A 25176-nucleotide genomic window follows, 5' to 3' on the forward strand; every position below is an offset into this window, starting at 1 on the left:
AAGCATTCTATCATCCTATGGCACAAGAACTTAGTTACGTTATTATTAATCCTTATACGCTTTATAAATCAAGAACAGGGGTCATACTTTCTCGGCTACTTTCACAAAGTTCTTTAGAACTTGTTGGAGCAGCTATGTACTCGCCGAGCGCCGAGCTCGTGAGAGAATATTCTAAAATGATTGTGACCGAAAGTGATCCTCAAGATAGAGAAATACAGGAGCTCATTCGAGATTACATTCTTGAAAACTTCATGCCCAATCCTCAGACGGGCGCTCGTCAGAGGGTCATGGTCCTTTTATTTAGAGGAGAAAATGCTGTCGCAAGAACTAGGGAAGTTGTTGGCAACATCCGTCATCAAAGCAAAGGCGGAGAGACGATCCGGGATACCTTTGGTGATCTTATCTACAATAGAGATGGTACGGTAAAATATTTTGAGCCTGCCGTTCTTGCCGCACCCTCTGTGGAAGAGGCAAAAGCCAAGCTGCTCTTATGGAAGAAATACTATGACCGGGATTCAGGGATTCTTTCGCATCTTATCCCCACTTACAATAAACCAGGACATCAACGAGCCGTTGTCATCTTAAAACCAGATAACTTCCGTTTTCCCAGTGGAAGACCCGGTTATGTAATCGATATGTTTTCTCGAACCGAACTAGCGATAACAGCCATTAAAGTTCATCATATGAGTGTCGCTGAAGCCGAAGAGTTTTATGCCCCTGTGAGGGAAGCCCTAAGAGAAAAACTTAAAAAACCAGCAGGACTAAAAGCCAAAGAATTACTTGAATCAGCACTTGCCATTAGACTGGACCCTTCAAGGGAAGAAGCACTCGCTAATCTTATCGGACCGCTTTATGCCGAAGAACAATTCCACTCGATCGTTCAATTTATGACAGGCATCAATCCCAAAAATTGCCCTATCGAACAAAGAACAATGCCAGGGAAGGAAAAATGCATCGTTTTGATCTACGAAGGCATCGATGCGGTTAGAAAAGTCAGAGAAGTTCTTGGACCTACTGACCCAGCCAAGGCACCTCCAGGATCTATTCGAAGGGAATTTGGTCAAAGCATTATGGTCAACGCAGCGCATGCCTCTGATTCCCCAGAAAATGCCGAAAGAGAAATTAAGATTTTAAAAATGGAACAAAATTCATTTGTTTCTCTTATAGAAGAAACCTACGGTAGCTAAATCAAAAATTTTAACATGTAACGAAAAGGAAGCCATTATGGAAGTTTCATCTCGAGTCCAGAAGATTAGTCCTTCTCTTACTCTGGCTTTGGACAGCAAGGCCAAAGCATTGGCTCAAAAAGGAGAAGATATAGTTAATTTTACTTCTGGAGAACCTGACTTTGACACCCCAGAGCATATCAAAGCAGCCGCTATGGGTTCTCTAGACGCCAATTTTACCCGCTATACTCCCTCTGCGGGAATCCCTGAACTGAGAATGGCTATCTGCGAAAAGCTAAAAAAAGATAATGCTTTAGACTACAGTCCGGAACAAATAAACGTGAGCTGTGGGGCGAAGCATGCCTGCATAAATGTTATTCTGGCAACGGTTGATCCAGGAGATGAAGTGATCATCCCTGCCCCTTATTGGGTCAGCTACCCTGAAATGGTTAAGATAGCAGGAGCTGAACCGGTCATTGTCCCAACATCTTTTGAAAACGGTTATAAAATCACTCCTAAACAGTTTGAAGAGGCGATGACGCCAAAAACAAAAATGATCATTATCAATAGCCCTTCGAATCCGACTGGAAGTATTTATTCCAAAGAAGAGTTGGAGGGTATCGCACATGTTGCCCTGGAAGAAGACATACTGATTCTTTCTGATGAAATCTACGAAAAGCTCGTTTATGACGATCTGACACATTTCAGCATCGCTTCTCTTAGCAAAGAGGTCTACGAGCTGACCTTTACCGTTAATGGCTTTAGCAAAACCTACGCAATGACCGGATGGAGACTAGGATATTCTGCTTCTCCCTTATGGGCAGCTAAACAGATCGCCTCTCTCCAAAGTCATATGACTTCCAATCCAACCTCGTTCGCTCAAAAAGGGGCACTGGCTGCCTACAAGGGGCCACAAGATTGTGTGGAAAATATGGTCGAAGAATACAAAAAAAGACGGGCCTACATTATGAAGATCCTCTCAGACATAGAGAAAATTTCCTTTGTCCCTCCTCAAGGAACATTCTATGTCTATGTGAATATATCAAAAACAGGGATGAATTCTTCAGATTTTGCCCAAAAACTACTCGAAGAAGAAAAGGTCGCCGTGGTGCCTGGAGTAGCTTTTGGGGATGATCAATCCATTAGACTCTCTTACGCAACAAGCATGGAAAGAATCAAAACCGGCCTGGACCGCTTTTGTCGGTTTATTGAAAAACTATAAGTGCCTGCTACCAGATAGATCGCCTTGATGCAGTCTTGTTGTCGATCGACTGGTGCAATAAAATGAAAAAAAATTTCGGCGATCATTCAGCTAATGAAAGAACATTTCTTGCTTGGATCCGTACCGGAATTGCTATTATGGCCTTTGGGTTTCTTATCGAGAAATTTACTCTTTTTTTGGACTATATCCGGGTAATGTTTGATAATAAAAACCATCATCAGGATTCCAGGTTTTTTGATCCCGTGGTGCAATGGATGGGTTTTGCTTTTATGTCTATTGGAGTGTTCACCATTTTTGTTGCTTCTATCCGTTTTTATATAAACGCTAAACAGATAGACAGCAACAAACTGTTTGAGGTAGAAAAAGCATGGGTCAATACTTTATTGGGTTTATTAATTGGACTAGCGGGTTTGGTTCTTGCGTTTTTAATTGGGAAAAATGTCATTCTACAGTCTGAATTTAAATCATAGAGTATTAACTCTTAAAACTTCCCTTGGACACTGAAAAGAAAATACCTTTCTGGAATCTGTAAGGCTTCGTACTTCAAGTTTGGATCACCCAGTCGATATTTCATATCCAATCTAGCCGAAAAGTCCTTCGAAAGTTGAACTTGTGGCCCAATTGATAGAAAAAGCCTACTGCCCTGATCTGTATCTAGCAAGCTTTGAGAGCCAGCTGTATAATTACAATCCTGAAAGTCTGTCCCTAAGTTGAGTGCCGCTTTCGAAGAAACTTTCTGTTTCCATTCTCCAAAGATATCCTTGAAATTTTCTGATCCATATCCTTGAGTGTACAGCAACTCAGAAGCAGAGGCTCCTATAGAAAAGAGACTATTTCGATCAACAAACCAATTTAAGCCGCTTTTCACACTGGGTATGGTCCAACCATAGTAGTAGTTGAAATTCTCAAAACCAGACATAGCAGTGTTTTTATCCATGGAACTTTCGGTCCAAAAGGTCAATGGAGTATTTTTTATTGGCTGCTCCATCCTAACTGCTAAAAGCGAGTCTGATTGATTATATAAATAAGACCAATTGGGAATCATCATCCCATACTGATTGACATTGTTAGCTACAGATATAGAAAAAGTGGTAAGCGTTTTTGCTTGATACGAAAAATCCATTCCAGTCCCTTCTGTCATAAATTCATAGGTTTGCCAGTTATTAAAAGTAGAAGTTTGATTGATCCAACCCTTAGCTGAAAATTGATCAAGATTCCAGGACATGGAAGCTGTGTTTGTGGACATAAGATTACCAATCATTGGAGAAAGAGAAGCAAAGGGAAAAATCGCTGCTTGTCCTCCACTCAGAGGCGCAACATTTTGAATAGCAGTCGAAGGACTCAACACTATAGATAAAGATTCTGTTGGCTTACTCTCAAAAGTTATCCCATAACTGTCTTGATCTTCAACGAGCTCAAAATTTTTTCCTCCAGAAGAAATAAAATTCGAATTTCCAGAAGAGAGATTAGAAAATATCCTTGTTTTGGAATTCCGATAAAGGCTCTTATCAGAAAAGAGGATCGGGGACTGAAAGATTGCTCGTAAGTCTTTTTCTTTGAGTGGAATTTCATCATCATATAAGGATTGCCCTTTTAGGGGCTGCAAAAAAAGAAGGAAACAACAAAGAAAGAAGGGATTTCTCCAAAGAGTCACATCAAATATTTTGTTGTAATACAAAAAATATTCAAATGCATTTTCCCAACAGAATGAGATTAAACTTAAAAAAAATTTTGTCTTTCTTTGAAAAGCGTTCTTAAATGGTAAAATGAAAATATCAGTCATCGGCGCCGGTTTTGTTGGGGCTACGACAGCCCAAAGAATCTGGGAAAAAAACCTAGGAGATGTTATTCTCCATGATATTATCGAGGGGATGCCACAAGGCAAAGCCTTAGATATGATGGAGTCTGCTCCATTACTTGGAGTTGAATCAAAGATTGTCGGAACGAATCTGTTTGAAGATTGTGCCAATTCAGATATTTATGTCATTACTAGCGGATTAGCTCGACAGCCTGGCATGTCCAGAGAAGATTTACTCAACAGAAATGCGGAAATCGCCAGTGGGGTTGCCGAAAATATTGCACGGTTTTCCAAAAACCCAATAGTGATAGTAGTCTCTAATCCGGTCGATGTGTTGACCTATCTTATCGCCCTTAAAACGAAGCTTCCTAAAAACAGAGTGATGGGAATGGCTGGGGTTTTGGATTCTGCTCGATTTCGTTATTTCATCGCCTCAGAACTTGGGATAGCTCCTCAGGAAGTCCAAGCAATGGTGTTAGGTGGACATGGAGATGAAATGGTTCCTTTACCAAGGTTCGCAACGGTCTCTGGGGTGAGTATCGAACATTTCCTTTCTAAAGAGAAAATAGAACAGCTTATTAAAAGAACACGGGATGGAGGAGCCGAAATCGTCCAGCTTTTGAAAAAAGGAAGTGCTTATTACGCTCCTTCTGCAGCAATACTTGAAATGGTAGAAAGTATTGTCAAAGATCAAAAAGGTTGTTACCCTGCTCTGCCTGGTGTGAAGGTCAATACGGAATCACTGGTCAATATGTGGGCGTTCCAGTGGTCCTCGGAAAAAATGGAATAGAAAAAATAGTAGAGCTTCCTTTGAGAGAAGATGAACTTTTGGCATTACAACAAAGCGCTCGACATGTCGCTTCTAATATCAAAAAATTAAATCTTTCTTAGTAAAGAAAGTACTATATCCAACTTTTTTTATTGTTAATAACCCTTTTGGTTCTGCTTCTGTGCATCCCATTTAGATAAAGAGAAGAGAAAGAGCAGCTCTTTCTCTTCTCTCTACCTCCTCAACAACAATCCATCGAGAACAGAAGCAAGGAAAGATAAAGAATCATGCGCCAACGAACGCATTTTTAGCCGAACCCATAGGTTGTTGTTTGCTTGAGCTTGTTCCTTGCAACGGGGAGGTGGCAAAGCTTAGTGAAGTCCTTCTAGGTTGGACGATCAAGGAATAGGGATTGGATCAAAAGAGTAAAAATTAAAAGAAAATTTTCTTTCTGAGAGGATGGAGCAAAAAGATAAAAAACCTACCTCTTTAAACATTCTAACACGAGCAAACTAAAAATTGGCTGCCGATTTCTTAAGACTGTGGCAAGAAAAGCGTCCAAGCTAAGGGAGCGAGTAACATGTACTGTTGCAGGCATTAGATAGAGAAGTCTAATCTTATTCTAATACTTCAGTATCGGTTTGTTGGAGAGGTTAGAAAAAGAAAAATGGTAAACGTGATTTTTCTTATTACATCTCAAGTCACATCTACCCCTCAAAGGATAGAGAATCGATCTAAGTTATTCGATGTTTGCTTGGGAAAAGGCTTTATAGGTTAGAATGAGACGACCAGGCCATTTCCTCTTTAGTTTCTGCCTAAAGATACAGTGGCAGTTACCAATTAAGGATTGGTGTCAGAAAAAGTTAAGTTGGATCGGAAAAGAAAGTCCGCTAGGGTATTTTTGAGTAAAATTCTCTGCACTACTATCCCATAGTCAGTCTTTTCAAAATATATCCGGTATTCCTTGCATCGGAACCGATAGAGGGTTCTGTTATCTCTTTCCGCTTTGCTTAAACAATCTGAATGAGGGTTTGATAAGACTTCTGGGATCATTTCTAGACAATCCAGAATTTGAAACTGTACAGTTTTGGAAAGCTGAGAGAGATCCTGCTGACTTTGATGACAAAAAACAATTTGAAAGGGCTTCTTTTCCTCTATCCGCTTTTCGAACAATTTTTCAATATCAGTATCCATAGGCGGTCTTTTGTTTGTTTAAAATTGCTAAAAATTCTTTTTAATCAGATGGATATAATAAATATTTTTTTCTTTTTTCTTTAAAGTTTTCTAAATAAGGGATCCAATTATCCATAATAGCTTGAACCCTCTTTCCAGACAGGAGCTCTTTTCTAATTTCATCCGTCCCACAATAGCGATCAAAAAATTCAAGTTGTTCAGCCGTCAAAGAGGCTAAGGGATCTTGGTTTAGCTCTGTCATCATTTCTTGTAATAGAGTAAGACCTATTTCCACAAGTTTGACTTTAGAAAAGTCTTGAATGTGTATCTGACAACCACCCAAAGTTTTTCCTTGAAATTTTCCGAAAAAAGGCCAATAGAAAACTGGCCTGAAATAACAAAAAGGGATTTTTCTTTTATTCATGTTCCTAGCAAAAGTAAAAGGATCTATTTTTTGAGCCCCTACTAATTTATAAGGCAAAGCGGTTCCAATTCCGTTATTAAGCAGAGGACTTAAGCCTAAAAAAGAACTGATGGCAAAATAAAAAGGGCTTTCTTCATCAGTCAAGTAGGGAGAAAGGGGCATCCAAGGAAGCCCGGTATCCTTCCAAAGCATATGCCTTTGCCAGTTTTTCATGGGGACAAGGGTGAGTTTCGGTTTTTTAAAAATCCAATTTTCTCCATTAATCATTCCAGCAATTTCACAGGGAGTCATACCATGGATGTAAGGAATATCCCATTCATTATAAAAAGAACGAAAAGAGTTGTTAAAAGGCATCCCTTCAACACGTTCGCCTCCAAGGGGATTTGGCCGATCAAGGACATAAAATTCTTTCCCATTTTCTCCCGCTGCTTCCATAGCCAATCCCATTGTGCTTAAAAATGTAAAACTTCTTGTCCCAATATCCTGTAAATCAAAAACAAGAACATCTATATTGGCAAGCATGTCATCTGTTGGTTTTACTGTTTCTCCTTGGAGTGGATATACGGGAAGGTTTGTATAAGGATCAATGTAAGAAGCAGTACTTTGTTTATCTGAACCCATGCAATAGAGACCGTATTCGGGAGTAAATATGGCAACAAGATTTACTTGTGGACAATGATAAAAAAGTTCTAGAGTAGAAATTCCATTTTTGTTGACAGCCGAAAGATTTGTGATTAATCCAATTTTTTTCCCTTCCAAGCCATGAAAATGATTTTCCACAAGTACATCGATCCCCAAATCGATGACTGTAGCTTGCAAATCATCCAGATAAATGGAATGTATTATAATGACTAATGTACAAAAAGACAAAATCAGTCGATGGATCGATACGATGAGAACCTTCTTTTTTAATATTTCTTTAATGAACCCATTTACAATCCGATAAAGACTTTTCTCCATGAACCCCTCTATCGATAGACTTTATCTTTTTCTTCTTCTTATTCCACTTATTACCATCCATGAGTTTGCTCACGCAATGGTGGCTACCCTTATGGGGGATAGAACCCCTAAGGAAGAGGGCCGCTTAACATTCAATCCACTCGTTCATATGGACTTATTTGGGACTTTAATTATACCAGCTATCAATATTTTCCTACTCCCTGGAGGCTTTGGTTTTTTCGCATGGGGTAGACCCGTCCCTACTAATCCATCTCTGTTAAAAAACCCTAGACTACAAAGTATTCTTATTGCTCTAGCTGGACCTTTGGCTAATATAATAACTGCTTTTTTTATCCTTCTTATCGCCAAAGTGGTTATTCCACAAGATCATAAATTAAGCGAGCTTTTTGCCACTTTTGTCCTTGCCTCTATCTTTCTTGCCGTTTTTCATTTGCTGCCTGTGATGCCTTTCGATGGATGGACAATCGTAAAAAACATTTTCAGAATCCCTGATCAGTGGGAACACCAAATGGGCATTTTCTGGTTCATTGCGATTCTTATATTTTTAAATCTCCCTCCAGTATATCACTTCTTAGAATTCTCTGCTTACCATTTGTTTATGTTGCTTAACCTGCTCTCCGGTTCTCCATTACATAGATGAAAAAAAACTAATGGATAATGTCTTATGCCAGAATTAAAAAAAGAAGAAATTTTAAACCAACTCAGAAAAGTTCGGTACCCTGGATTTAGTAGGGACATCGTTTCTTTTGGTCTAGTAAAAGAGATCGAAACGACAGACGAAAGCATTTATATAAAACTCGAGCTTTCAAGCCTTAATCCAGATATTCCCGAACAATTGGAAAGAGAAATTAAAACCACCCTCTCGTCCATGACCGCGATTAGCAACATCCAGGTTGTCATCAAAAGACCAGAAGCTCCCCTAACACAGAGAATGGCTCCAAAAGGATCTGAAATCAAGCACATCATTGCTGTAGCTAGCGGCAAAGGAGGGGTGGGTAAATCCACGGTTGCAGCAAACCTCGCTTGTGCTTTCCATAAAATCGGGTTCCATGTTGGACTTTGCGATTGTGATATTTATGGACCAAGTATTTCCATGATGTTTGGAACGGTTGAATCACCTCAAATCTCTGTTGACGAGCAGCTCATACCTATCGAACGTTATGGATTAAAATTAATGAGCATGGGCTTTCTTCTTGAATCAGATCAACCTGCCGTTTTGAGAGGTCCGTTAGTGACTCGCTATACTCAGGAATTTTTAAAAAACGTCGATTGGGGAAATCTTGATTTCTTAGTGCTCGACCTTCCTCCTGGTACAGGTGATATCCAACTGACAATCGTTCAAACCGTTCGTCTTTCGGGGGCAGTAATCGTTACAACCCCTCAGGAAGTAGCTCTTGTCGATGCAAGAAAAGCCGTATCTATGTTCAAAAAAGTCAATGTCCCAATTTTAGGAATTTTAGAAAACATGAGTTATTTCCTTTGTCCTAGTGACAATAAAAAATACGATCTTTTTGGTTCCGGAGGTGGCAAAAGGGAAGCCGAGAAGCTAAAGGTTCCATTCTTAGGAGAAATTCCCATAGAAGCTGAATTGAGGATTTCTTCCGATCATGGCATGCCCATCGTCTTATCAGACCCAGATAGACAAACAAGCAAGGTTTTTTTAGAAGCAGCTAAAAAAATTGTTGACTTTTTAAAATAAAAATCTAATGTGGCATTCTTAAAAAATACTATAATTTCAATCGCAACTTTTGAATTATATTAGCTGAAAAATTTGTGGATCTTTGGAGGAGAGGAATGGAGGAAAATAAAGAGATGGAGTGTATATCTGTATTATTGAAAAATTCGACTCTTTATCGAGAATTTCTTTTGGAAAGAGAAGAAATTCTAAAACATAAATGGATTGAAAGCGAAAAAAGGGATATGATATTGGCTTTGAAAAAGCGCTTCTTGATTGGGTAATTAATCATCGAAGCAAGTGGCTGGCAAGTAGGAGAAAAAGTATGGAATCCTAAGCCAGCTGCTTTTTCGTATTTATAAGCCAACTCTTTCTTTATTCCCGTTCCATTCTAATTTTCTTTTCTTTGATTTCATTTTGCGTATTTTATAGGGAAACTTTTTTCTTCCCAAAATTTTAACTATATAACAATTGGCATTTTGTCTTTGTAGCCCATTCAAAGATTCCTGAGACAGATACAAAATGGCTATGGAAATTTATATCGTTCAATCTGGCAAAAAAGAGGGGCCTTTTTCTATGGATGAGATCCTTCAGTTGCTAGAAAAAGGAACAATAAATACCCAAACCCTTGCATGGCACAAAGACCTTAAAGATTGGGAACCACTCGGAAAACTAATTCAGGAGGCTGAACAGGAAAAGAAGGAGCAAGTAGCTGAGGGAAAAAAAGCAGCTGAAACCAACAACCCAGTGTCTCAAACAAGTGGGCTTGATAAAGAGACTCCAACCGATCCTTTTCTTCAACTACTGAAGACTTCGCAACAGATTGCATTCTGGATGGATGAAGAACTTGCTTTGTATGGGACGAAAGCTTCTCATTCTAGATCTCATCCATTAGAAGCAACCGTTTGGCTTGAATATAGGCTAGAGTTTCCCCATCCAAAATCTAAAGACATCCTTGCTCGTTCCTCCGTTCACTTTCAGTTTATCTATACCCCTTTTCGGCAGTTTGAACAGGAAGTGGACATCACGATGGCCGTTATGGAACGTAAAAAACATTTCCGAGTGGTTGACCTCAGCCAAGAGCATGTCAAACAGATAGTCAAAACTATCCTGATGAAATATCCTGATGTGGCTTCTCCTTTTTCTCTTTGTCACTTTCATAAAAAAAGGGCATTTCCTTGGCAACTGTGGTTAGAAAAAAACAAGCTAGTCAGGCTCAAATCAATCGACATGATGACTTGGGTCAGATTATTGTGGATTCTTGGGCTAATACTTATTCCCTACTATGGAGTTGGTTTACTTTTCCTGCTTTCAGGCTGGTTCCTCTATCAATCTTCCTTTCATAATGGATCCTATGTACTCCGATCAGCCTGGCCCTCTTTGCCTCCATTTTCCCCAAAGTCTTTGCTGCTTTCCCCATTGGTTTTGAAAGCTAAGGCTTCTACTTTATCCCTGCTCAAAGAAAGGCTAGAAACTGATTTTTCTCAAAACCTCCCTCCTTCCATAGAAAAATTACCCGCAGTCTACGAGGGTTTTTTTCAAAATAAGAATCTTCTTTTTTCAGGCTTTCTGAAACTTACGGCTTTATAGAATTGAAAGCCGAAAAAGAAGATTTACAAATCCAAATAGGGGCCTATGAAAATCAGGGGAAATGGACAGAAAAAATTTCAGGCTATGGGAAAGATCTCTTTACTGGATCTCTTTGTATCCTTGTAGAACCGAAAGCAGATACAACCACTGAATTGCAAAAATCCGCCACGGAATGTGAAACCCTAGCTTCTTTTCTTTATTCTTATGTCATAGAAACAATAGAAAAACATTTCCAAACTCCCATTTACTCTCTGGGTATTTCCTCGAGCCGGGGCTTTCAAAAACATGACATAGAAAAAGAAACTACCATGAAGGATATCTTCCTAAAAATAACAAAATGGATATTCCCATTTTAGTATCCCTTTAGAAGCAGATTGAGAAGGCTCCTCATCGCAGCAAGGCTGTTATAAACACAACGAGTCCTCCTGTAGCTAGGCATATTGCTAAATACCATACCATTTTTTTCTTCATCAAGGCAGAAACAGAAGACAAAGCAATGCCAACCTGAACAAGAATTCCTGATATTCTGAAAATATGATGTTTCCTATAATATCGTTCGCTGGCTTTTACTCTTTCCTCAACCATTTCATCTAGCCGTTTTGCCTTTTGCTCTATTTCAATCTTCTCTTTCTGATACCTCTTCAGTTCCTGTTCAAATTCAGGCCGAGGATTTAAAATATTGGCAATACGATACCCCGTCTCTCTCATGGATTTTGCTTGAAAAAAATTCCACATATCCGTCGCTTTGTCCTGATAAAGAACTGCCTCATTACGCAATATAATGGCTTCTGTCACACTATTTTCCGAATCCGCCGTGACAATCGTTCCCAATACAGCCATCAAAATGATCGAAAAAGAAACATGAAATAGCCACTTTTCCTTTCTTCGATCTTCTTCTAGCTTTTCATTAATAATTTCGTACGCCTTCTCTTCAATTGATTTTTCTGTCATATATAGAACAATCGATTTTTTTAATATATTTAAAAAAAAGTATTACTTATTCTTTATAGAAAAAAATGGTTGTGATTCTTTTTAAAATATAGATAAAAAGATTTTCAAAAACATTTTTCAAGTATTTTTCCTTCGCACACATTTTGAGTAAAAATTATATATTCTTATTTGCTTTTAATGTACTTTTATTCATAATATTTACTAATTAATGGAGGAATCTATGAATATAAATGATATTATTGCCTTTTTGGTTTCTTCTATTGGTACACTCGTCGGATTTATCGTACTTTTCCTCCTTTTTGGAGGATGGATTCTGGCTCTTGTTGGTGCGACGGTGTTTAGTAGTTTTCTTGGTGCCAGCCCCTCCGAAAAGAAAATAAAGGAGCAGAAAAAGGAACCTCTACCGCTCAAAGAAGGAATGGGTTCGAGCTTTTCTTTAAAATAAAAGAAGCCTTTAAAGAAAGCATAAATAGGGCGAACAGCGAAAAGGTTCATTGAGTTCCAATTTTAACCAGTAATCCTTTTTCTCTAGCACTTAAAAAAAAGCGCTGAAAAAGAAAAAAAGAAAAACCTAAATAACAACAGTTTAAAAAAGTTGCCCAAAAGAGGTGGCTATAGGAGTAGGTCCCTTGTAGCCCACCTCTTAATCCCTCAAAAACGTGTGTTGCAGGGACAAGAAACGAAAGGGGCTGTATCCATTTAGGAAGAACGTAGAGCGGATAAAAGACAGCCGCAAACGGTTGAAAAAGAATCGGTATAGCCCATGCAAGAGACTCTGCAGCCTGTCCCCATCGCAGCAATAAAGCAATGGTCAAAACACCACAAGCAGAACCCATTAGAAAAAGGTTCCCAATCAGTGGGAGTAAATAGAAACCAATCTGCGTCAAATGGAAATGATAGAAAAGAGCCGCTAAAAATCCCAATAATCCAAGAATTAAAAGAGATTTGAAGATCCCCACTAGAAAAATCGCTGTAAAAAATTCCTGAATAGTTAGTGGTGTCACAAGAAGATTGATTAAATTCTTTGACCAAACGTCTTCTAAAAAAGATACTGTGATCCCCAGCTGAGTCCTGTAGAGCACATCCCAAAGAATCATCGCACCGATTAAAAATTGAAATGGGCTGGAAATGCTTTTCTCTGCATTAGAAAGAAAAAGAGTCAGATATCCCCAAACAAGAAGGTCCATTACGGGCCAAAAAACAAACTCTAAAACTCGAATCCAACTGCGTCTATAAACGTAGGTATAACGTAAAAATAGACCCAATATTCTTTCTAGACTCATGGATTTATTTCCTAGCTAGCTCTATAAACAGTTCTTCCAGATTTCTCTGTTTAAACTCCTGCACTATTTCCAGAGGAATCCCCTGTGTGACGATCTTTCCAGATTTCATAAAAATAATCCGATCGCAAAGTCTTTCCACATCCCGCATATTATGCGAAGTATAAATGATTGTAACTCCAGATTTCTTTCTTAGTTCTAACAAAAGCTCACAGACCTTATCAGCTATGCTTGGATCCAATCCGGCTGTTGGTTCATCCAAAAACAACAGCTTTGGATCATTCAACAAAGCCTTACAGAGGCAAACTCTAGTCAACTCTCCTGCAGACAAAAAACCGGTTACCTTATGTTGCAGATGTGTAATTTCCAACAGATCCAAAAGAAAGTCTATTTTTAGCTCTGGTTGTTTCACCCGATAAAGGCGAGCAAAAACAAGAAGATTTTCTCGGACAGTTAAATTAGAAGGCAGACTAATATACCCAGATGCAAAATTGGAAAAGGAAAGGATTTCATTTCTTGCCGATAATGGACAGAAGCCAAAGATGCGTATGGTACCTGAAGTGGGTGTCAGTAATCCCAAAAGCAGATAGATTAGTGTGGTTTTACCTGCACCGTTTGCCCCAAGAAATCCTACAATTTCAGACTCCATAATCGAAAATGAAATCTGATCAATAGCCACGAGTTTCCCAAAATCTTTCCTCAAGTTTTTAACTTCTATGGCAATTTTGGACATAAAACCAAACAACCGTTCCCTTTTCCTAGCCTATGTCTTTCGGATAAATATAAAGTTCATGTCCTAATCCAAAAACTGACTGGGCCCTCATTTATTAAGTATACCGTCATGTTTACTCCAAAACAGCCTTTTTTGACTAAGCCATGTTTACTTTCCGCTTTTTCCACAAGATAATCGAAAAGTTTTTTACCTTCTTCTGGAGGAGCTGCATGATGAAAGGTAGGTCTTTTGCCTTTTAAAAATTCTCCCGCAAGTGTAAATTCAGGAACTATTAATAGTTCTCCATTAATATCAAGAAGCGAGCGATTCATTTTTCCATTTTCATCTGGAAAAATTCTGCACTGTAGGATTTTCTCTATCATCTGATCGGCTTTTTTTTCGTCATCTCCCTTTTCCACAGCTAAAAACAATAAAATGCCTCTTCCAATAGAAGAAACCAATCGATCTTCTATCTTGATAGCCGCTTCCTTTACTCTCTGAATCAATCCAATCATTCTACAAAGACAATACGTTCTTCTTTATAGTCATTAAAAAAAATGAAAGCTAAAAAAATTAATCTCCTAAGTCTTGACACCCCTCCTTTTCCTTATTAAAGAAAAGCATTTGGTAATGGAGTTTACCATCCAATATTTTGGAAAACCCTTCTTATTTAAGAAGTGATAACTCCTACGGCAACCATTTGCTAAAGAAAAAGATTCGCAACATACGAAGGGTTTTCCAATGGAGCACACTTGGTTCTTAGCTTCTTTTTGGATGGCTTTAGCAGTGCTCGCCGCATTGCTAGCTCTTCAGTTTAGGGTTTCTGCGGCCCTCATTGAAATAATAATTGGTATCTTAGGCCAATATTTAGCTACTATACTCTTCGGCAAAACTGGACTCAATCCTAAAGAAGGCTGGATTACTTTTCTTGCTGGATTAGGAGCCATTATGCTCACCTTTATGGCTGGCTCTGAGCTCGATCCAACTTCTTTTCGAAAACAATGGAAGGAAGCTACATTTATTGGTCTACTAACTTTTTTTGTCCCCTTCTTAAGTTGTTCATTTTTTGCGCACGCCATTTTTCAGTGGAACTGGAGAGCCTCTTTACTTGGTGGAATTGCTCTCTCTGCTACTTCAGTTGCCGTTATGTATACGGTTCTTCTGGAACTTGGACTGAACAAAACAAGCTACGGAAAGGGGCTCTTAGTAGCTTGCTTTATCAACGATCTTAGCTCCGTGCTCCTATTAGGATTCCTTTTTGCTCCCTTCGGTTGGAAAACAGGAGTATTAACAGGAACAGTCCTCATTTGTGCCCTCATTTTACCCAAAATCACTCCTGTTTTTCTAAAATACTACGCAAACAAACCCTCAGAGTTAGAAATAAAATACCTCCTATTTTTCCTTTTTACCCTTGGAGGTATTGCCGTATGGGCAGGTTCAGAAGCTGTCTTACCAGCCTATATCATCGGCATGACATTAGCAGGATCGATTGAACAACACCATGATTTCATTAAACGGCTGCGTACCGTAACGCTAGGCATGCTGACTCCCTTTTATTTTATTAGAGCTGGATCATTTGTCGATTTAACTGAATTAACAAAAAGTTTTTTGCCTGTTTTCCTTTTTTTTATTCTGCAACAGCTTTCAAAATTTATTAGCATTTTCCCTTTTTTAGTAAAAAGAAAGAAATTGCAAGAAGCAGCCTATACTACTTTACTTATGTCGACTGGTTTAACCTTTAATGTGATTTGCTGTCTCTATGGGCTATCTCACGAAATTATTTCTCAAAAACAGTATTCGATTTTAATTCCAGTCATTATTACCACAGCTATTATCCCGACGCTGGTCGCGAATCGGTTCTTCATTCCCTGGCATCATCTGAAGGAAAAAAGAACATAAAGAAACTGCATTGTTTTTTTTCGACAAGATTTAAAAAAATATATAATGTAATTTTCTCTGGCTAAAAGCGTTGCCGGTGTGGCGGAATGGCAGACGCGCCAGACTCAAAATCTGGTCCGGGCAACCGGGTGTGGGTTCGACTCCCTCCACCGGCACAAAAGTCAAAAAGATTTTTTCTTTTGACTTCTCTTTCTCTACCTTATGAAAACCTTTGGATGGTTGAACAAATGCCTTTGGGTTGCAAATGCGTAATTAAAAAAAAACATAAAGAAAAGCAACACAAGTAAAACAAAACTATATCCAATAAGAGTCTTCTCAAAAATAAATGGAGAACTACTTAAAGATTGGACCAGGAACCACTTATAGGATTTCTTTCTTTGATGCTTGATAGCCTTTAGGAAGATAACTGAAATTAAAAGGTAGGCTCTTTATTCTGTAGAGGAGACGAAAAAGAACAGTTTGACAACTTTTGTTTCTCTCTCTTGAACCTCTTTTTAACTACCGATATTCTTTTCTTTTTCCCTATCCAAAATAAGAGAGTTGATATATTGGGCTCGTTCAAAGGTCTCAGGATCTGGACATCTCTTTTGGCTCAATAAACCTCTCCATTCTTCTAAAGAAGAATAGCCATGCTTATCCATCCAATTAACAAGCCCTTTTTCCATGACGTTTAGATATTCAGGCCCATTTTTTAAAAGCGCAGAACAAAGCATGACGATGGTCGCACCCACTAAAATCAACTGGATAGCATCTTTTGGTTCCATAACACCTCCAGTCGCTGCCAAATCCACTTTTAAGCGATCGAATAAGATTCCAATCCACCTCAAAGAAAGAAAAGTATCACGGCTTGTTCCTAATAGCATTTGGCTTTTAATTTCAATCTTTTCTGTATTTATTCCAGGCTGCATAAATCGATTAAATAAAACAAGTCCGTTCGCTCCTGCAGCTAGGAACCTCTTTGCCATATTTCCTACATTTGTATAAAAGGGACTAATTTTTACAGCTAGGGGAATCTGGATCTCTTGTCTAACAAGACGCACAATATCAAGTGTAAACATCTCGATGGAATCAGCCGATTGATCCATATCTGTAGGCATCCAGAAAATATTGAGCTCTAAGGCATCTGCTCCTGCCTCTTCTATTTTTTTGGCGAATCGACACCACCATCCTGGAGATTTTCCATTGAGGCTTGCAATAATTGGAATCTGTACTTTGTTTTTTGCTTCTCTTATCAAATGAAGATACGATTCTGGGCTAAAATAATCTTCAAGTGCAGAAAACTTTGCATACTTACCACTCAAATCTGTATAGTGTTTTTCAGCAATTGCTTCCTTGATAATCTGCTCTTCGAACAAGGATGGCAAAACAATGGCCGCAGCTCCAGCTTGTTCTAACTGCTGAATACCTGAAAGAGAAGAGGAAAGAGGAGAAGCCCCAGCCACTAAGGGAGACCGTAAAGTAAGCCCTAGATACTGTACCTGCAGAGTCATCTTTTCTTAACCTAAGTGTTTCTTTTGGGTTTAGCAACTCTAGATTTTGTCTGTTTCTCTTCGGACAGTTACTGGTTTTCAATGAATCTAGAAATCAGTGAACCATCCCTTAAAATCTTCCAAATTCTCATTCAAAGCATGGGCTCTGCTGCGTCAGCTAACGCCTCAGAAGAGCAAGTCCCTGCTGCCTCATTTCCAATAAATGAGAGAATGAAGGGCTTCTAGCTTTATCCCTTTTTTCCCTTTTAAGGCAATTTCCTTGTTTTTTTCGGCTTCTGTAAAATGAGGTTTTAGGTTAAGCGCCTTATTAAAATCATTTATAGCTTCATCAAACCTTCCTAAATCGGTCAAAACAATTCCCCGGTCATTATAAAATTCTGGATTGTTCGGTTCCAACTGAATAGCTCGACTCAAATCCGAGAGAGCTTCCTCTCTTTCTCCTTTTCTAAAATGGACCCAACCTCGGTTGTCGAAAGCCAACGCATAATTTGGTTTCAGTCGAAGTGCTTCATCGAAGTCCTTGATGGCGAGAAGATAATTTCCTTTTTTATAAAAAGCCCAACCCCTGTTGTTATAGACATAGGCATTGGATCTATTTCTTCTTATGGATTCAGAATAATCCTTGATAGCCTTTTCATACTGACCCAATTTGGCTTCTACAATGCCTCGCCGATTAAAATAATCGGGCTGAGGATGGAGTTCTATAGCCCTATTATAATCGGAAATAGCTCTATAATAATGCCCCAGAGCTAACCAGACATCGGCCCTATTATTATAAGCTATGGCTAAAGTCTCCCTAGAAAGCTCCCCCGAATCGATTGCCTGCGTATAATGCTCCACTGCTTCTTCATAAGATTTATGATATTGCGCATTGAGGCCAGCTTGAAATTCTTGTAATCCAGTCGGAAGCGCTGCAAGCAAAAAGCCAAGTAGAAAAGCCAAGCATCCTGTCATATCATCTACGAAGCAATCACTAAGCCCAGATTATCAACCTATTATTCTTCCTACAACAAAGAAATTATACTGAATACTTGTAAGATTCTCGAATAATAAAAAAATCACCTGGCGATTTCTGTAAAACCCAATGCAGAAGATGAAGAAGGAGGATTATTATTTAAAATCGCCAGGTGAAATTTGTTCTATTTCAGTTCTTTTATCCTAGTTTTAGAATTTATAGGCAACTGTTCCTTCAATCCAGAATGGCCAACCAGCAATAATGCTGCTCATATTAAAAGCACGCGAACCTGCCGATCCAAGTCCAAAAGGCAACCAGTACTTTTCATCTGTAAAATTATACAGATAAAGCCTTGCCTCCCACTTAGGCTGGGTATAAAAGATCTGAGCATTTAATATAAACTGCGTTGGAATTTTTGTATTATACCAGTAATTAAGGTATTGATCACTCATCACAATGGCTCCAAGAGTTACTCCAAGGCCTACGTCAGAGGTATAAGTTACAGTACCGCTAAAATACTGGTCAGGAAAACCAATAAAAGGATAATTGGAGGAAGGCATTGAACCAGAGATAGGAAAGGGTCCATTGACGAATGGTCCTCCGGCTATAGGCACTCCAGTATAATAAGGCAGGATGGGTGTCAACTGTCTCATCCCAGGCCCATGAAGTCCTGGAGGAAAACCCGACCATTCCTCAACCGCTCTCATATAAATATAGCCCAACCTTGCCCAAAAATGGCGATCAGGCTGATAGGAAGCATTTATCTCAAAACCTTCTACATTCGTAGGGGTAGCAGGCAAAGGAGCCCCATTAGGCAAAAACCCTAAATTATTGAGGATCTGATTTTGTGTAAAAGCAGCAGTGGTGATGTACATCTTGTCTTTTAGAATGTTAAACTTCACTCCTCCTTCTATCAGCTGATTTACCTCGCTGAAGGAATTTGGAGCAAACGTTGGAGCATATCCTCCAATGACCGCAGCATTGGTGGTCTGCAGCCAGTTAAAATCAAAATAGGCGGTCATCCATGGAAAGGGTTTATAGACCGGGCTTATGTTTACAAGAGGAGCAAAAGCTGCTGTGCTAAAGTGTGCAAACGGAGCTCCAACTGGTCCTGGAGGCGTGGAAGCGTCGACAAAGTAAAAATTTGCTCTCGCTCCAAATAGCAGACTAAACTTGCTTGTCCAGTCAATATTATGCTGATAAAAGGGATTGACCGTCCAATAGTTACAATCCGTACTTCCAGAAGCGCCATTTAAAGGCTCATAAAACCATCCAGGAGGAGCTCCAGGAATCTGCCATTCTCCACCCGCAGGTCCTTTTGGATTATTAACAGCTTTTGCAAAGGGTGCTAAAAAGACGGCGTTCCAACTATAGGGATTGGTTGTCATCATGCTCCAAACATTGCCTGCATTCCAAAAAGCGTCGCCAAAATAGTCAAGGTTCCTTTGATAATGCCATTCAATGCCTGCATCAATGTTATGCCGCATTAACATTTCGCCAATAGCTCCCTCCCAAAAGGATTTTTTAACCTCTTCATCACCTTCGCTTTTGGAGGTTTCTTTATACTCTTTCATTTCTTTTGACCCCTTCTCAGGAGCAGCAGCTTCTAAGGGAGTTTCAAAATTCACTCTAATTTCTGTTCTGTTATCCACTTCATAATCCCCTGATAGATAAGCATCCACATACAACGAAGGTTCGATCCAGGAGCTACGCGTATACCAAGCAAAGGTATTGTTCACAATCTCAATATTATCTGACACTTTTATCCGTTGGATAAGCTGAAGCATTCCAGTCATCGCATTGCCCCCACCTGCAGGATTCACAATGTCAGCTCTTCTGTTTACAGGCACAAAAAAAGGACTGACTAAAGTTCCAGCCAATGCTCCAGGAGGAAGCATTCCAGCGGTATACAGTCCGTTATCGATGAGGGCATTGGTTGGCCTGTTGATTTGATCAGCTAACTGAGGCATAAAGGAATAGGTCCCAAAATCAGAATAAAAATCGATTGTATAATTCTCGTAAGGTTTGGCTCCAATGGCCGCATAGAAATTCTGCTGATTGTTGTAAATGTTATTATAATAACTACCCTGTTCCTGCCCCATATAGCTAAAACGCCAGGCCACTTTATCATTGACTGGGCCTCCAACATCAGCTCCCCAAAGATATTGGCTGTACATCCCTGTGGTATCCCAAACATATCCTCTAAACTTGTCAAAATAGGGCTGTTTGGTTATATAGTTCACACTTCCAGGCGTAGGCTGTGTTGCTCCAAAAACCGCATTGGCAGGACCTTCAGTAATGTCCATTGATTCAACCATATTCCAGCTAAAAGGAACTCCAGCCATGGAATCGTTTTGAAGAGTCATTTCAATGCCGTTTATATATGGAAGTGCTTGCCTTCCACGAATAGTGATCGCATTGCCCATCCCCCAGTTGAGTTGTGTATAAGCTGTCGGAAGAATCTGAGAAACGCTCAAGGGATCAAGATAGCCCTGGTAAACCGTTCCTGCTGCTTTAAGCATAGTTGGATTAACAGGTGTTACTTGCCGGGGTGTATCCATTACGCTCATGGGTATCCCATAAGTAGAGGACACAGGACCTTGTTCGGTTGGAAGAACCGCTGCATTCGGAGCACCAAAGGTTTCCACTGCACTTGGGGGAGCCTCTGTTTGTACAGTCACCTCTGGCATTGTGATCCTGCCACTAGCCGATTCCCTTTGATTATAAACTGGAATGTAATTTTGTTTGGATTTTTGCTTTCCAGATTGATTTTCTCCGTTGTATTGGGAATCAGATGATGGATTATTAGTAGTAACATCCTCATCATCAAGACCAAAAAGATTGAGATTTATAAACAATAAGGTCGTAAAGAAAAGTATTATCCAAATTTCTTTCCTCTTTCTTATCATTTTTCCTCCTAAATTCCTCCTAGACATTATAACGATATGAAAACCGTTAGAACACGACCTCTTGTTTACTCTAAAAAAAAGACAAAAGGTAGTGACAGTTATGTAAATTATTTATGACAACTTTATGACTTTTTTATGACAATCTTATTTTTGTTATCTTTTTGATGTCCATACAGATAAGCAGTAACTTTTAGTTTACATTCTGAATATTGATAAAAAACGAACGACTTTAGCTAAAGATTAGAGGACAGAGATAAGGGGATGCTTTTTAAAAATACCTGTGAAGAGGCTTCTATTGTAAAGTCTAAAAGTGGGAAAGGTGTCCACAAAGGTAGCTTCAAGTAGAAGCAATTTTAGATTCAGGATTTTACCCTTCAGACGAATTTTCCTGCAGAAATTTCCCTAAACCTTGCCACATGGTCAATCAACTGTATTTGTTGGCCACAAGGGTCGCAAAGATGCTTCTTATTCAGCCAATTCCAAGATAACAGCAGAAAATTTTATTTCTAATAATTAGCTCTCTTATCAATAAACATTGTACGGCCACACTACTCTAAAACCTTTCTCTAAACCCAAACAAAACAATTCCAATAGCTTCTTCTATGTTTCTTCAAGAGCTTTCCACTCAACTTGCTCAAGAAAATGAAACTCCCATCCAAATCCTCAGATTGATTCCAGCATTCAGATTACGCAGGCAAACCTTTTACTCTACAAGCCAGACAAGGCTCCCAGCGGACTGATCACCGACAGATGCCTGAGCTTCCAACCACAGAAGAGAAAAATAGGGATTGCTGCAGGCAAAGTAAGCAAACCCCAACGACGATTCGTCTGCTGACTTTTGCCCGTTTCTATTCCTTTTGTTACCAACCAAAAATACACTTTTCTAATCTTCTATTCGCCTTTGAAATCTATTGTTAAAGATAAGATAAGCAGTGGGGAAAAAGAAGCTCATAAGGAAGCTACTTTTTGGACTTCAGGCCATTCTTCTAAATCCACCGGTGGTTTTCCACCAATCTTTGCTGCAAGACTATAAATGCAAGGAACCACAAACAGGGAAAAAGAAGTAGAAACAACGATGCCTCCTATGACTACAATAACAAGAGGCACCCTGACTTCTGCTCCAGGACCAAGTCCAAGAGCCGCAGGAATTGCTGAAGAAATCGTTGCTAGCGAAGTCATAAGAATTGGCCTTAGCCGAATGAAAGCAGCTTCAAGAATCGCTGCAGAAGTATCTAAACCATCTTCGAACCTCTTTTTATTAATAAATTCGACCAGTAGAATCGAATTTTTCATAGCTAAACCCATAAGGAGAATAAGCCCTATGCCACTGTAAAGATTCAAGGAAAGCTTTGAAATATAAAGGGAAAAGATGGCTCCAGTGATCGAAAAAGGAATGGCACAGAGAATGATCAAAGGGAAAAGAAAACTATTGAACTGGATGCCTAGAACCATATAAGCAAGGATGAGCCCAAAGCCTAATGCATAGGGGAAAGCTCCAAAGGTTTCTTTGGCTGTTTGAGAAGCACCAGCTGGTTGGACAGAATAGGTAGGAGGCAGGAGTTTTCGGCAAATTTCCATCGCATAGTCGAGAGCTTTGGCCTGGCTATACTCCGGTTTCACATTGGCAAAAAGAGTAATCACCCGACGTCTATTTTCTCTTGTCATGTTCATGAGTTTGGGGACGACGCGCAGGCTAGCGACATCCTTAAGATGAATAGGCTCTCCTCCATAATTGGTCCAAAGCGGTATATCTTCAATATCTTTTGGCTCTCTCCACTGTTCTGGGATGAATCGGATTCGGATATCATACCTACGAATGTCTTCTTCATTGGTATACATACCCTGCCTGGCACCACCAATGGAATAGCGGACAGAATCAACCAGCTGCTGCATCGAAATATTGGCTAACGCACATTTGTCCCTATCCGGTATGATCTGCACTTCTGGCATTCCCTCCCGGTAATCAGTATCCAGATCCGTATACATTCCACTTTTATCAAGCTCGTTTAGAATTTTTTGAGATACCTCTTTCAAAACTGAATATTCAGAGCCCAATAGGCTCAACTCGATATTAGTCCCTCTCTTAGAGCTAAAAGCACTCTGACTAATGTCGATAATTTTTATATGCAGATCTTGATAAGCAGCTTTTTTGAATTCCTTCCTCCAGATTTTAAGGATCTCTTGAAGCCGCAGCTTCCTTTCTTTTCTTGGAGTAAGCGTAATAAAAAGAGCTCCAAAGTTAACCTGACCTCCACTATACCCGCCTATACTGCTGAAGACATGAGCCACATAAGGCTGTTGTTTAAGATACTCTTCAAGAAAGCGGACTCTTTCTCCTGTATGTTCTAGAGAAGAACCAACAGGGGTTTCAATCCGGATTAAAGCTATACCCATGTCTTCAGAAGGAGAGAGTTCCTTATGGAGGGCGGGAAAGAGCCGCAGGGACAAGAAGAATATCAAAAAAGAAACGCTTACCACTAACCATCTTTTTTGAAGGGCAAGCTTTAAGAGATTTCTGTAGATTCGAGCAAATTCCCAAAAAACTTTATCCAGCCAAACTTCGAAATAATTCTTTTTTTCTTCTTTTCCTACATTTAAAAATTCAGCCACACGCATGGGCGCAAGCGTCAAGGCCTCTAACAGTGAAATGAGAACTGCTACACTTAAAGCCACACCAAACTGAGACAAAAATTTTCCGACCACCCCACCTACAAAAAGAATTGGACAAAAAACCGCAACGATCGAAAGAGTAGCAGCGAGGGCAGCAAACGACACCTCATTGGCTCCATCCAGAGCTGCCGTCTGCGGGTCTTTCCCTAAATTTTTATGCCTTGTGATGTTCTCCAACACCATAATGGAATCATCGACAACAATCCCCACGGCCAGAGACAAAGCCAAAAGCGTAAAGAAATTAAGCGTGTAGCCCAGGAATTTGAAAAATATAAAACTCCCTAGAATTGAAATGGGAATGGAAAAGAGGACATTTAATGTTGTCCGAAAAGAACCCAGAAAAAGCAAACAGACAGAAGCCGTAAAAAATATAGTTAGTAAAAGAGTAAATTCTGTTTCATGAACGGCTTCCTGGGTATATACCGAAGAATCAAAACGCGGTCCGATTGCCATCCCTTCAGGCAGATCTTTTTTAAGCTCTTTGACAAGGTCTTTGACTTCCTTAGCCACAGCAATTTCATTAAACCCCCTAAGCTTCTGAATACCCAAGCCGATGGCAGGTTGGCCATCACTACGAGAAAGCCGGGTTAGATCCATAATCCCATCTTCAACGGAAGCCACCGTTGATAAAGGAATATAAACGGAAGAAGCTCCCCGCGTATTGGAAAGCAGATTTGATGCTGCACTTGTCATTGCTGGGTTGGTTAAAAACTGATTGCTTCCAGCACCTGTGACCCCCATTCCCCTCCCTGACTGCCTCCAATCCCGGTGATAGGAATGCCACTAGCTCCTGCAGCTCTATGGTTCAATGCTAAAGACTGCATTTCGTATTCTGATCTAGCTTCTCCCATAATCCTCACATTGATTTCGTTGGTTTTACTTTCCAAATACCCTGCTCCAAGCTCCATATTTTCTGCCTGAAGCATGTCACGAATGTCGGTGGGAGAAAGCTGCAATTGATTAAGTTTGTTTCTATCCAACCATATCCTCAAATTCCTGTCCGCCCAGCCCCCAAGTTGGATATCGCCTATGCCATGAACAAGCATAAACCGATCCCGTATGTATTTATCAACATAGCGAACGAGGTCTTTAAGAGGTCTATCCCATGTGACAGCGAGCCAGAGGATCGGACTATCATCCTGATTGATTTTAAAAATTTGGGGCGGATTAACATCTGTGGGAAGACGAACGCTTCGGACCTTAGAATTAACTTCCTGCAAGGCTGCATCGATATTTTTATCGATATAAAATTCTAATTTGATATTGGCTATCCCTGGAAGCATAGTCGATTCGATGTCTTTGATTCCTTGGACAGATACAAGGACATTTTCCAAAGGATCTACAATCTCTGACTCCATAACTTCTGGTGCTGCTCCAGGCCACTGGGTGACTACGGTAATCACGGGATAAGTGACATCTGGAAATCTACTTATTCCAAGAGAAAAAAGAGAGAGTAGCCCAAAAAAGACCAATGCTGCCATAAGCATCCAAGCTGCTACAGGTCGGCGAATCGCAAATTCTGGAAAGCTCATG

At 39.7% G+C, this 25176-nt stretch carries 22 protein-coding genes, 1 tRNA gene, 2 pseudogenes and 1 riboswitch; of the genes and pseudogenes, 12 read left to right on the forward strand and 13 right to left on the reverse strand.

Translation table 11 applies throughout. From position 1 onward, the window contains the following. Window positions 1-17: 17 nt before the first annotated feature. The 3 genes from kam1_RS06455 (at window position 18) to kam1_RS06465 (ending at window position 2858) form a co-directional block, all read left to right on the forward strand. On the forward strand, window positions 18-1187 hold the full coding sequence (locus kam1_RS06455; protein WP_039720669.1) for a nucleoside-diphosphate kinase: 1170 nt from the start codon (window positions 18-20) through the stop codon (window positions 1185-1187). Between the two features lie 37 nt (window positions 1188-1224). Then, window positions 1225-2388 (forward strand): pyridoxal phosphate-dependent aminotransferase, encoded by a 1164-nt coding sequence (locus tag kam1_RS06460; protein WP_039720668.1) that lies wholly within the window; start codon window positions 1225-1227, stop codon window positions 2386-2388. A 62-nt stretch (window positions 2389-2450) separates the two neighbouring features. Continuing rightward, on the forward strand, window positions 2451-2858 hold the full coding sequence (locus kam1_RS06465) for a YidH family protein (RefSeq protein ID WP_039720667.1): 408 nt from the start codon (window positions 2451-2453) through the stop codon (window positions 2856-2858). 11 nt (window positions 2859-2869) lie between these two features. On the opposite strand, the gene kam1_RS06470 is transcribed toward kam1_RS06465, so the two are convergent. Beyond that, window positions 2870-4042: a hypothetical protein gene (locus tag kam1_RS06470; protein ID WP_039720810.1), complete on the reverse strand. Its 1173-nt coding sequence runs from the start codon at window positions 4040-4042 to the stop codon at window positions 2870-2872. Between the two features lie 112 nt (window positions 4043-4154). On the opposite strand from kam1_RS06470, the pseudogene mdh reads away from it, so the two are divergent. Further along, a pseudogene (mdh, locus tag kam1_RS06475) lies at window positions 4155-5077 on the forward strand (malate dehydrogenase). Between the two features lie 718 nt (window positions 5078-5795). Here the strand turns inward: mdh and kam1_RS06480 are convergent. Then, window positions 5796-6149 (reverse strand): type II toxin-antitoxin system RelE family toxin, encoded by a 354-nt coding sequence (locus tag kam1_RS06480; RefSeq protein ID WP_039720665.1) that lies wholly within the window; start codon window positions 6147-6149, stop codon window positions 5796-5798. A gap of 40 nt (window positions 6150-6189) precedes the next feature. Next, window positions 6190-7512 carry an exo-beta-N-acetylmuramidase NamZ family protein gene (locus kam1_RS06485; protein WP_235276721.1) on the reverse strand — a complete coding sequence of 441 codons (1323 nt, stop codon included), beginning with the start codon at window positions 7510-7512 and terminating at the stop codon, window positions 6190-6192. Between kam1_RS06485 and kam1_RS06490 the strand changes: the two genes are divergently transcribed. The 5 genes and pseudogenes from kam1_RS06490 (at window position 7511) to kam1_RS10670 (ending at window position 11133) form a co-directional block, all read left to right on the forward strand. Further along, window positions 7511-8152, forward strand: a complete 642-nt coding sequence (locus tag kam1_RS06490; RefSeq protein ID WP_039720664.1) for a site-2 protease family protein — start codon at window positions 7511-7513, stop codon at window positions 8150-8152. The genes kam1_RS06485 and kam1_RS06490 overlap by 2 nt on opposite strands. A 24-nt stretch (window positions 8153-8176) precedes the next feature. Further along, on the forward strand, window positions 8177-9211 hold the full coding sequence (locus kam1_RS06495) for an Mrp/NBP35 family ATP-binding protein (RefSeq protein WP_039720663.1): 1035 nt from the start codon (window positions 8177-8179) through the stop codon (window positions 9209-9211). 95 nt (window positions 9212-9306) lie between these two features. Continuing rightward, window positions 9307-9524 (forward strand): annotated as a pseudogene (locus tag kam1_RS11270) (hypothetical protein). Between the two features lie 191 nt (window positions 9525-9715). Continuing rightward, window positions 9716-10777 carry a DUF4339 domain-containing protein gene (locus kam1_RS06505; RefSeq protein WP_244945995.1) on the forward strand — a complete coding sequence of 354 codons (1062 nt, stop codon included), beginning with the start codon at window positions 9716-9718 and terminating at the stop codon, window positions 10775-10777. Window positions 10778-10779: 2 nt separating this feature from the next. Continuing rightward, window positions 10780-11133, forward strand: coding sequence for a hypothetical protein (locus kam1_RS10670; protein ID WP_244945996.1), 354 nt, complete (start codon window positions 10780-10782; stop codon window positions 11131-11133). A 31-nt stretch (window positions 11134-11164) separates the two neighbouring features. Here kam1_RS10670 and kam1_RS06510 read toward each other — a convergent pair whose 3' ends face one another. Then, window positions 11165-11728, reverse strand: a complete 564-nt coding sequence (locus kam1_RS06510) for a DUF4337 domain-containing protein (protein WP_039720661.1) — start codon at window positions 11726-11728, stop codon at window positions 11165-11167. 220 nt (window positions 11729-11948) lie between these two features. Between kam1_RS06510 and kam1_RS06515 the strand changes: the two genes are divergently transcribed. Further along, complete coding sequence (locus tag kam1_RS06515) at window positions 11949-12173, forward strand: hypothetical protein (protein ID WP_039720660.1); 225 nt, start codon at window positions 11949-11951, stop codon at window positions 12171-12173. Window positions 12174-12219: 46 nt separating this feature from the next. On the opposite strand, the gene kam1_RS06520 is transcribed toward kam1_RS06515, so the two are convergent. From kam1_RS06520 to dtd, 3 genes are all read right to left on the reverse strand, one after another. After that, window positions 12220-13011: an ABC transporter permease gene (locus kam1_RS06520; RefSeq protein WP_039720659.1), complete on the reverse strand. Its 792-nt coding sequence runs from the start codon at window positions 13009-13011 to the stop codon at window positions 12220-12222. Window positions 13012-13015: 4 nt separating this feature from the next. Beyond that, a complete protein-coding gene (locus kam1_RS06525; protein ID WP_235276719.1) occupies window positions 13016-13711 on the reverse strand; it encodes an ABC transporter ATP-binding protein in 696 nt (231 codons plus the stop codon). 86 nt (window positions 13712-13797) lie between these two features. Then, on the reverse strand, window positions 13798-14235 hold the full coding sequence (dtd, locus tag kam1_RS06530) for a D-aminoacyl-tRNA deacylase (RefSeq protein ID WP_039720657.1): 438 nt from the start codon (window positions 14233-14235) through the stop codon (window positions 13798-13800). 102 nt (window positions 14236-14337) lie between these two features. Next, window positions 14338-14417, forward strand: a riboswitch (Fluoride riboswitch). A 44-nt stretch (window positions 14418-14461) separates the two neighbouring features. On the opposite strand from dtd, the gene kam1_RS06535 reads away from it, so the two are divergent. Beyond that, entirely contained in the window at window positions 14462-15619 is a 1158-nt protein-coding gene (locus kam1_RS06535; protein ID WP_143958323.1) for a cation:proton antiporter, read from the forward strand. Window positions 15620-15691: 72 nt separating this feature from the next. Next, a tRNA-Leu gene (locus kam1_RS06540) sits at window positions 15692-15774 on the forward strand. 339 nt (window positions 15775-16113) lie between these two features. On the opposite strand, the gene kam1_RS06545 is transcribed toward kam1_RS06540, so the two are convergent. The 6 genes from kam1_RS06545 to kam1_RS10675 all read right to left on the reverse strand — a co-directional run bounded on the left by kam1_RS06545 (window position 16114) and on the right by kam1_RS10675 (window position 25175). Next, a complete protein-coding gene (locus kam1_RS06545; RefSeq protein ID WP_039720656.1) occupies window positions 16114-17109 on the reverse strand; it encodes a dihydroorotate dehydrogenase-like protein in 996 nt (331 codons plus the stop codon). A gap of 189 nt (window positions 17110-17298) precedes the next feature. Further along, entirely contained in the window at window positions 17299-18063 is a 765-nt protein-coding gene (locus kam1_RS06550; protein ID WP_052250389.1) for a tetratricopeptide repeat protein, read from the reverse strand. 210 nt (window positions 18064-18273) lie between these two features. Beyond that, a complete protein-coding gene (locus tag kam1_RS06555) occupies window positions 18274-20973 on the reverse strand; it encodes a TonB-dependent receptor (RefSeq protein WP_244945997.1) in 2700 nt (899 codons plus the stop codon). Between the two features lie 708 nt (window positions 20974-21681). Further along, window positions 21682-21852, reverse strand: a complete 171-nt coding sequence (locus kam1_RS10150; RefSeq protein WP_161792018.1) for a hypothetical protein — start codon at window positions 21850-21852, stop codon at window positions 21682-21684. Between the two features lie 69 nt (window positions 21853-21921). Continuing rightward, entirely contained in the window at window positions 21922-24384 is a 2463-nt protein-coding gene (locus tag kam1_RS06560; RefSeq protein WP_244945998.1) for an efflux RND transporter permease subunit, read from the reverse strand. Next, complete coding sequence (locus kam1_RS10675; RefSeq protein WP_244945999.1) at window positions 24348-25175, reverse strand: efflux RND transporter permease subunit; 828 nt, start codon at window positions 25173-25175, stop codon at window positions 24348-24350. Before kam1_RS10675 ends, kam1_RS06560 begins: the two co-directional genes overlap by 37 nt. Window position 25176 lies beyond the last annotated feature (1 nt).

This window comes from Methylacidiphilum kamchatkense Kam1 (assembly GCF_007475525.1).
In the GTDB taxonomy this organism is placed as follows: Bacteria; Verrucomicrobiota; Verrucomicrobiia; order Methylacidiphilales; family Methylacidiphilaceae; genus Methylacidiphilum; species Methylacidiphilum kamchatkense.

Coding starts and splice junctions, on each gene's coding strand:
- kam1_RS06505 (WP_244945995.1), top strand. CDS start 9,716: ATGGAAATTTATATCGTTCAATCTGGCAAAAAAGAGGGGCCTTTTTCT.
- kam1_RS06555 (WP_244945997.1), bottom strand. CDS start 20,973: ATGATAAGAAAGAGGAAAGAAATTTGGATAATACTTTTCTTTACGACC.
- kam1_RS06515 (WP_039720660.1), top strand. CDS start 11,949: ATGAATATAAATGATATTATTGCCTTTTTGGTTTCTTCTATTGGTACA.
- kam1_RS06535 (WP_143958323.1), top strand. CDS start 14,462: ATGGAGCACACTTGGTTCTTAGCTTCTTTTTGGATGGCTTTAGCAGTG.
- kam1_RS06480 (WP_039720665.1), bottom strand. CDS start 6,149: ATGGATACTGATATTGAAAAATTGTTCGAAAAGCGGATAGAGGAAAAG.
- kam1_RS06550 (WP_052250389.1), bottom strand. CDS start 18,063: ATGACAGGATGCTTGGCTTTTCTACTTGGCTTTTTGCTTGCAGCGCTT.
- kam1_RS06455 (WP_039720669.1), top strand. CDS start 18: ATGGCACAAGAACTTAGTTACGTTATTATTAATCCTTATACGCTTTAT.
- kam1_RS10675 (WP_244945999.1), bottom strand. CDS start 25,175: ATGAGCTTTCCAGAATTTGCGATTCGCCGACCTGTAGCAGCTTGGATG.
- kam1_RS06495 (WP_039720663.1), top strand. CDS start 8,177: ATGCCAGAATTAAAAAAAGAAGAAATTTTAAACCAACTCAGAAAAGTT.
- kam1_RS06485 (WP_235276721.1), bottom strand. CDS start 7,512: ATGGAGAAAAGTCTTTATCGGATTGTAAATGGGTTCATTAAAGAAATA.
- kam1_RS06545 (WP_039720656.1), bottom strand. CDS start 17,109: ATGACTCTGCAGGTACAGTATCTAGGGCTTACTTTACGGTCTCCCTTA.
- kam1_RS06490 (WP_039720664.1), top strand. CDS start 7,511: ATGAACCCCTCTATCGATAGACTTTATCTTTTTCTTCTTCTTATTCCA.
- kam1_RS06460 (WP_039720668.1), top strand. CDS start 1,225: ATGGAAGTTTCATCTCGAGTCCAGAAGATTAGTCCTTCTCTTACTCTG.
- kam1_RS06520 (WP_039720659.1), bottom strand. CDS start 13,011: ATGAGTCTAGAAAGAATATTGGGTCTATTTTTACGTTATACCTACGTT.
- kam1_RS06465 (WP_039720667.1), top strand. CDS start 2,451: ATGAAAAAAAATTTCGGCGATCATTCAGCTAATGAAAGAACATTTCTT.
- dtd (WP_039720657.1), bottom strand. CDS start 14,235: ATGATTGGATTGATTCAGAGAGTAAAGGAAGCGGCTATCAAGATAGAA.
- kam1_RS06510 (WP_039720661.1), bottom strand. CDS start 11,728: ATGACAGAAAAATCAATTGAAGAGAAGGCGTACGAAATTATTAATGAA.
- kam1_RS06560 (WP_244945998.1), bottom strand. CDS start 24,384: ATGGGGGTCACAGGTGCTGGAAGCAATCAGTTTTTAACCAACCCAGCA.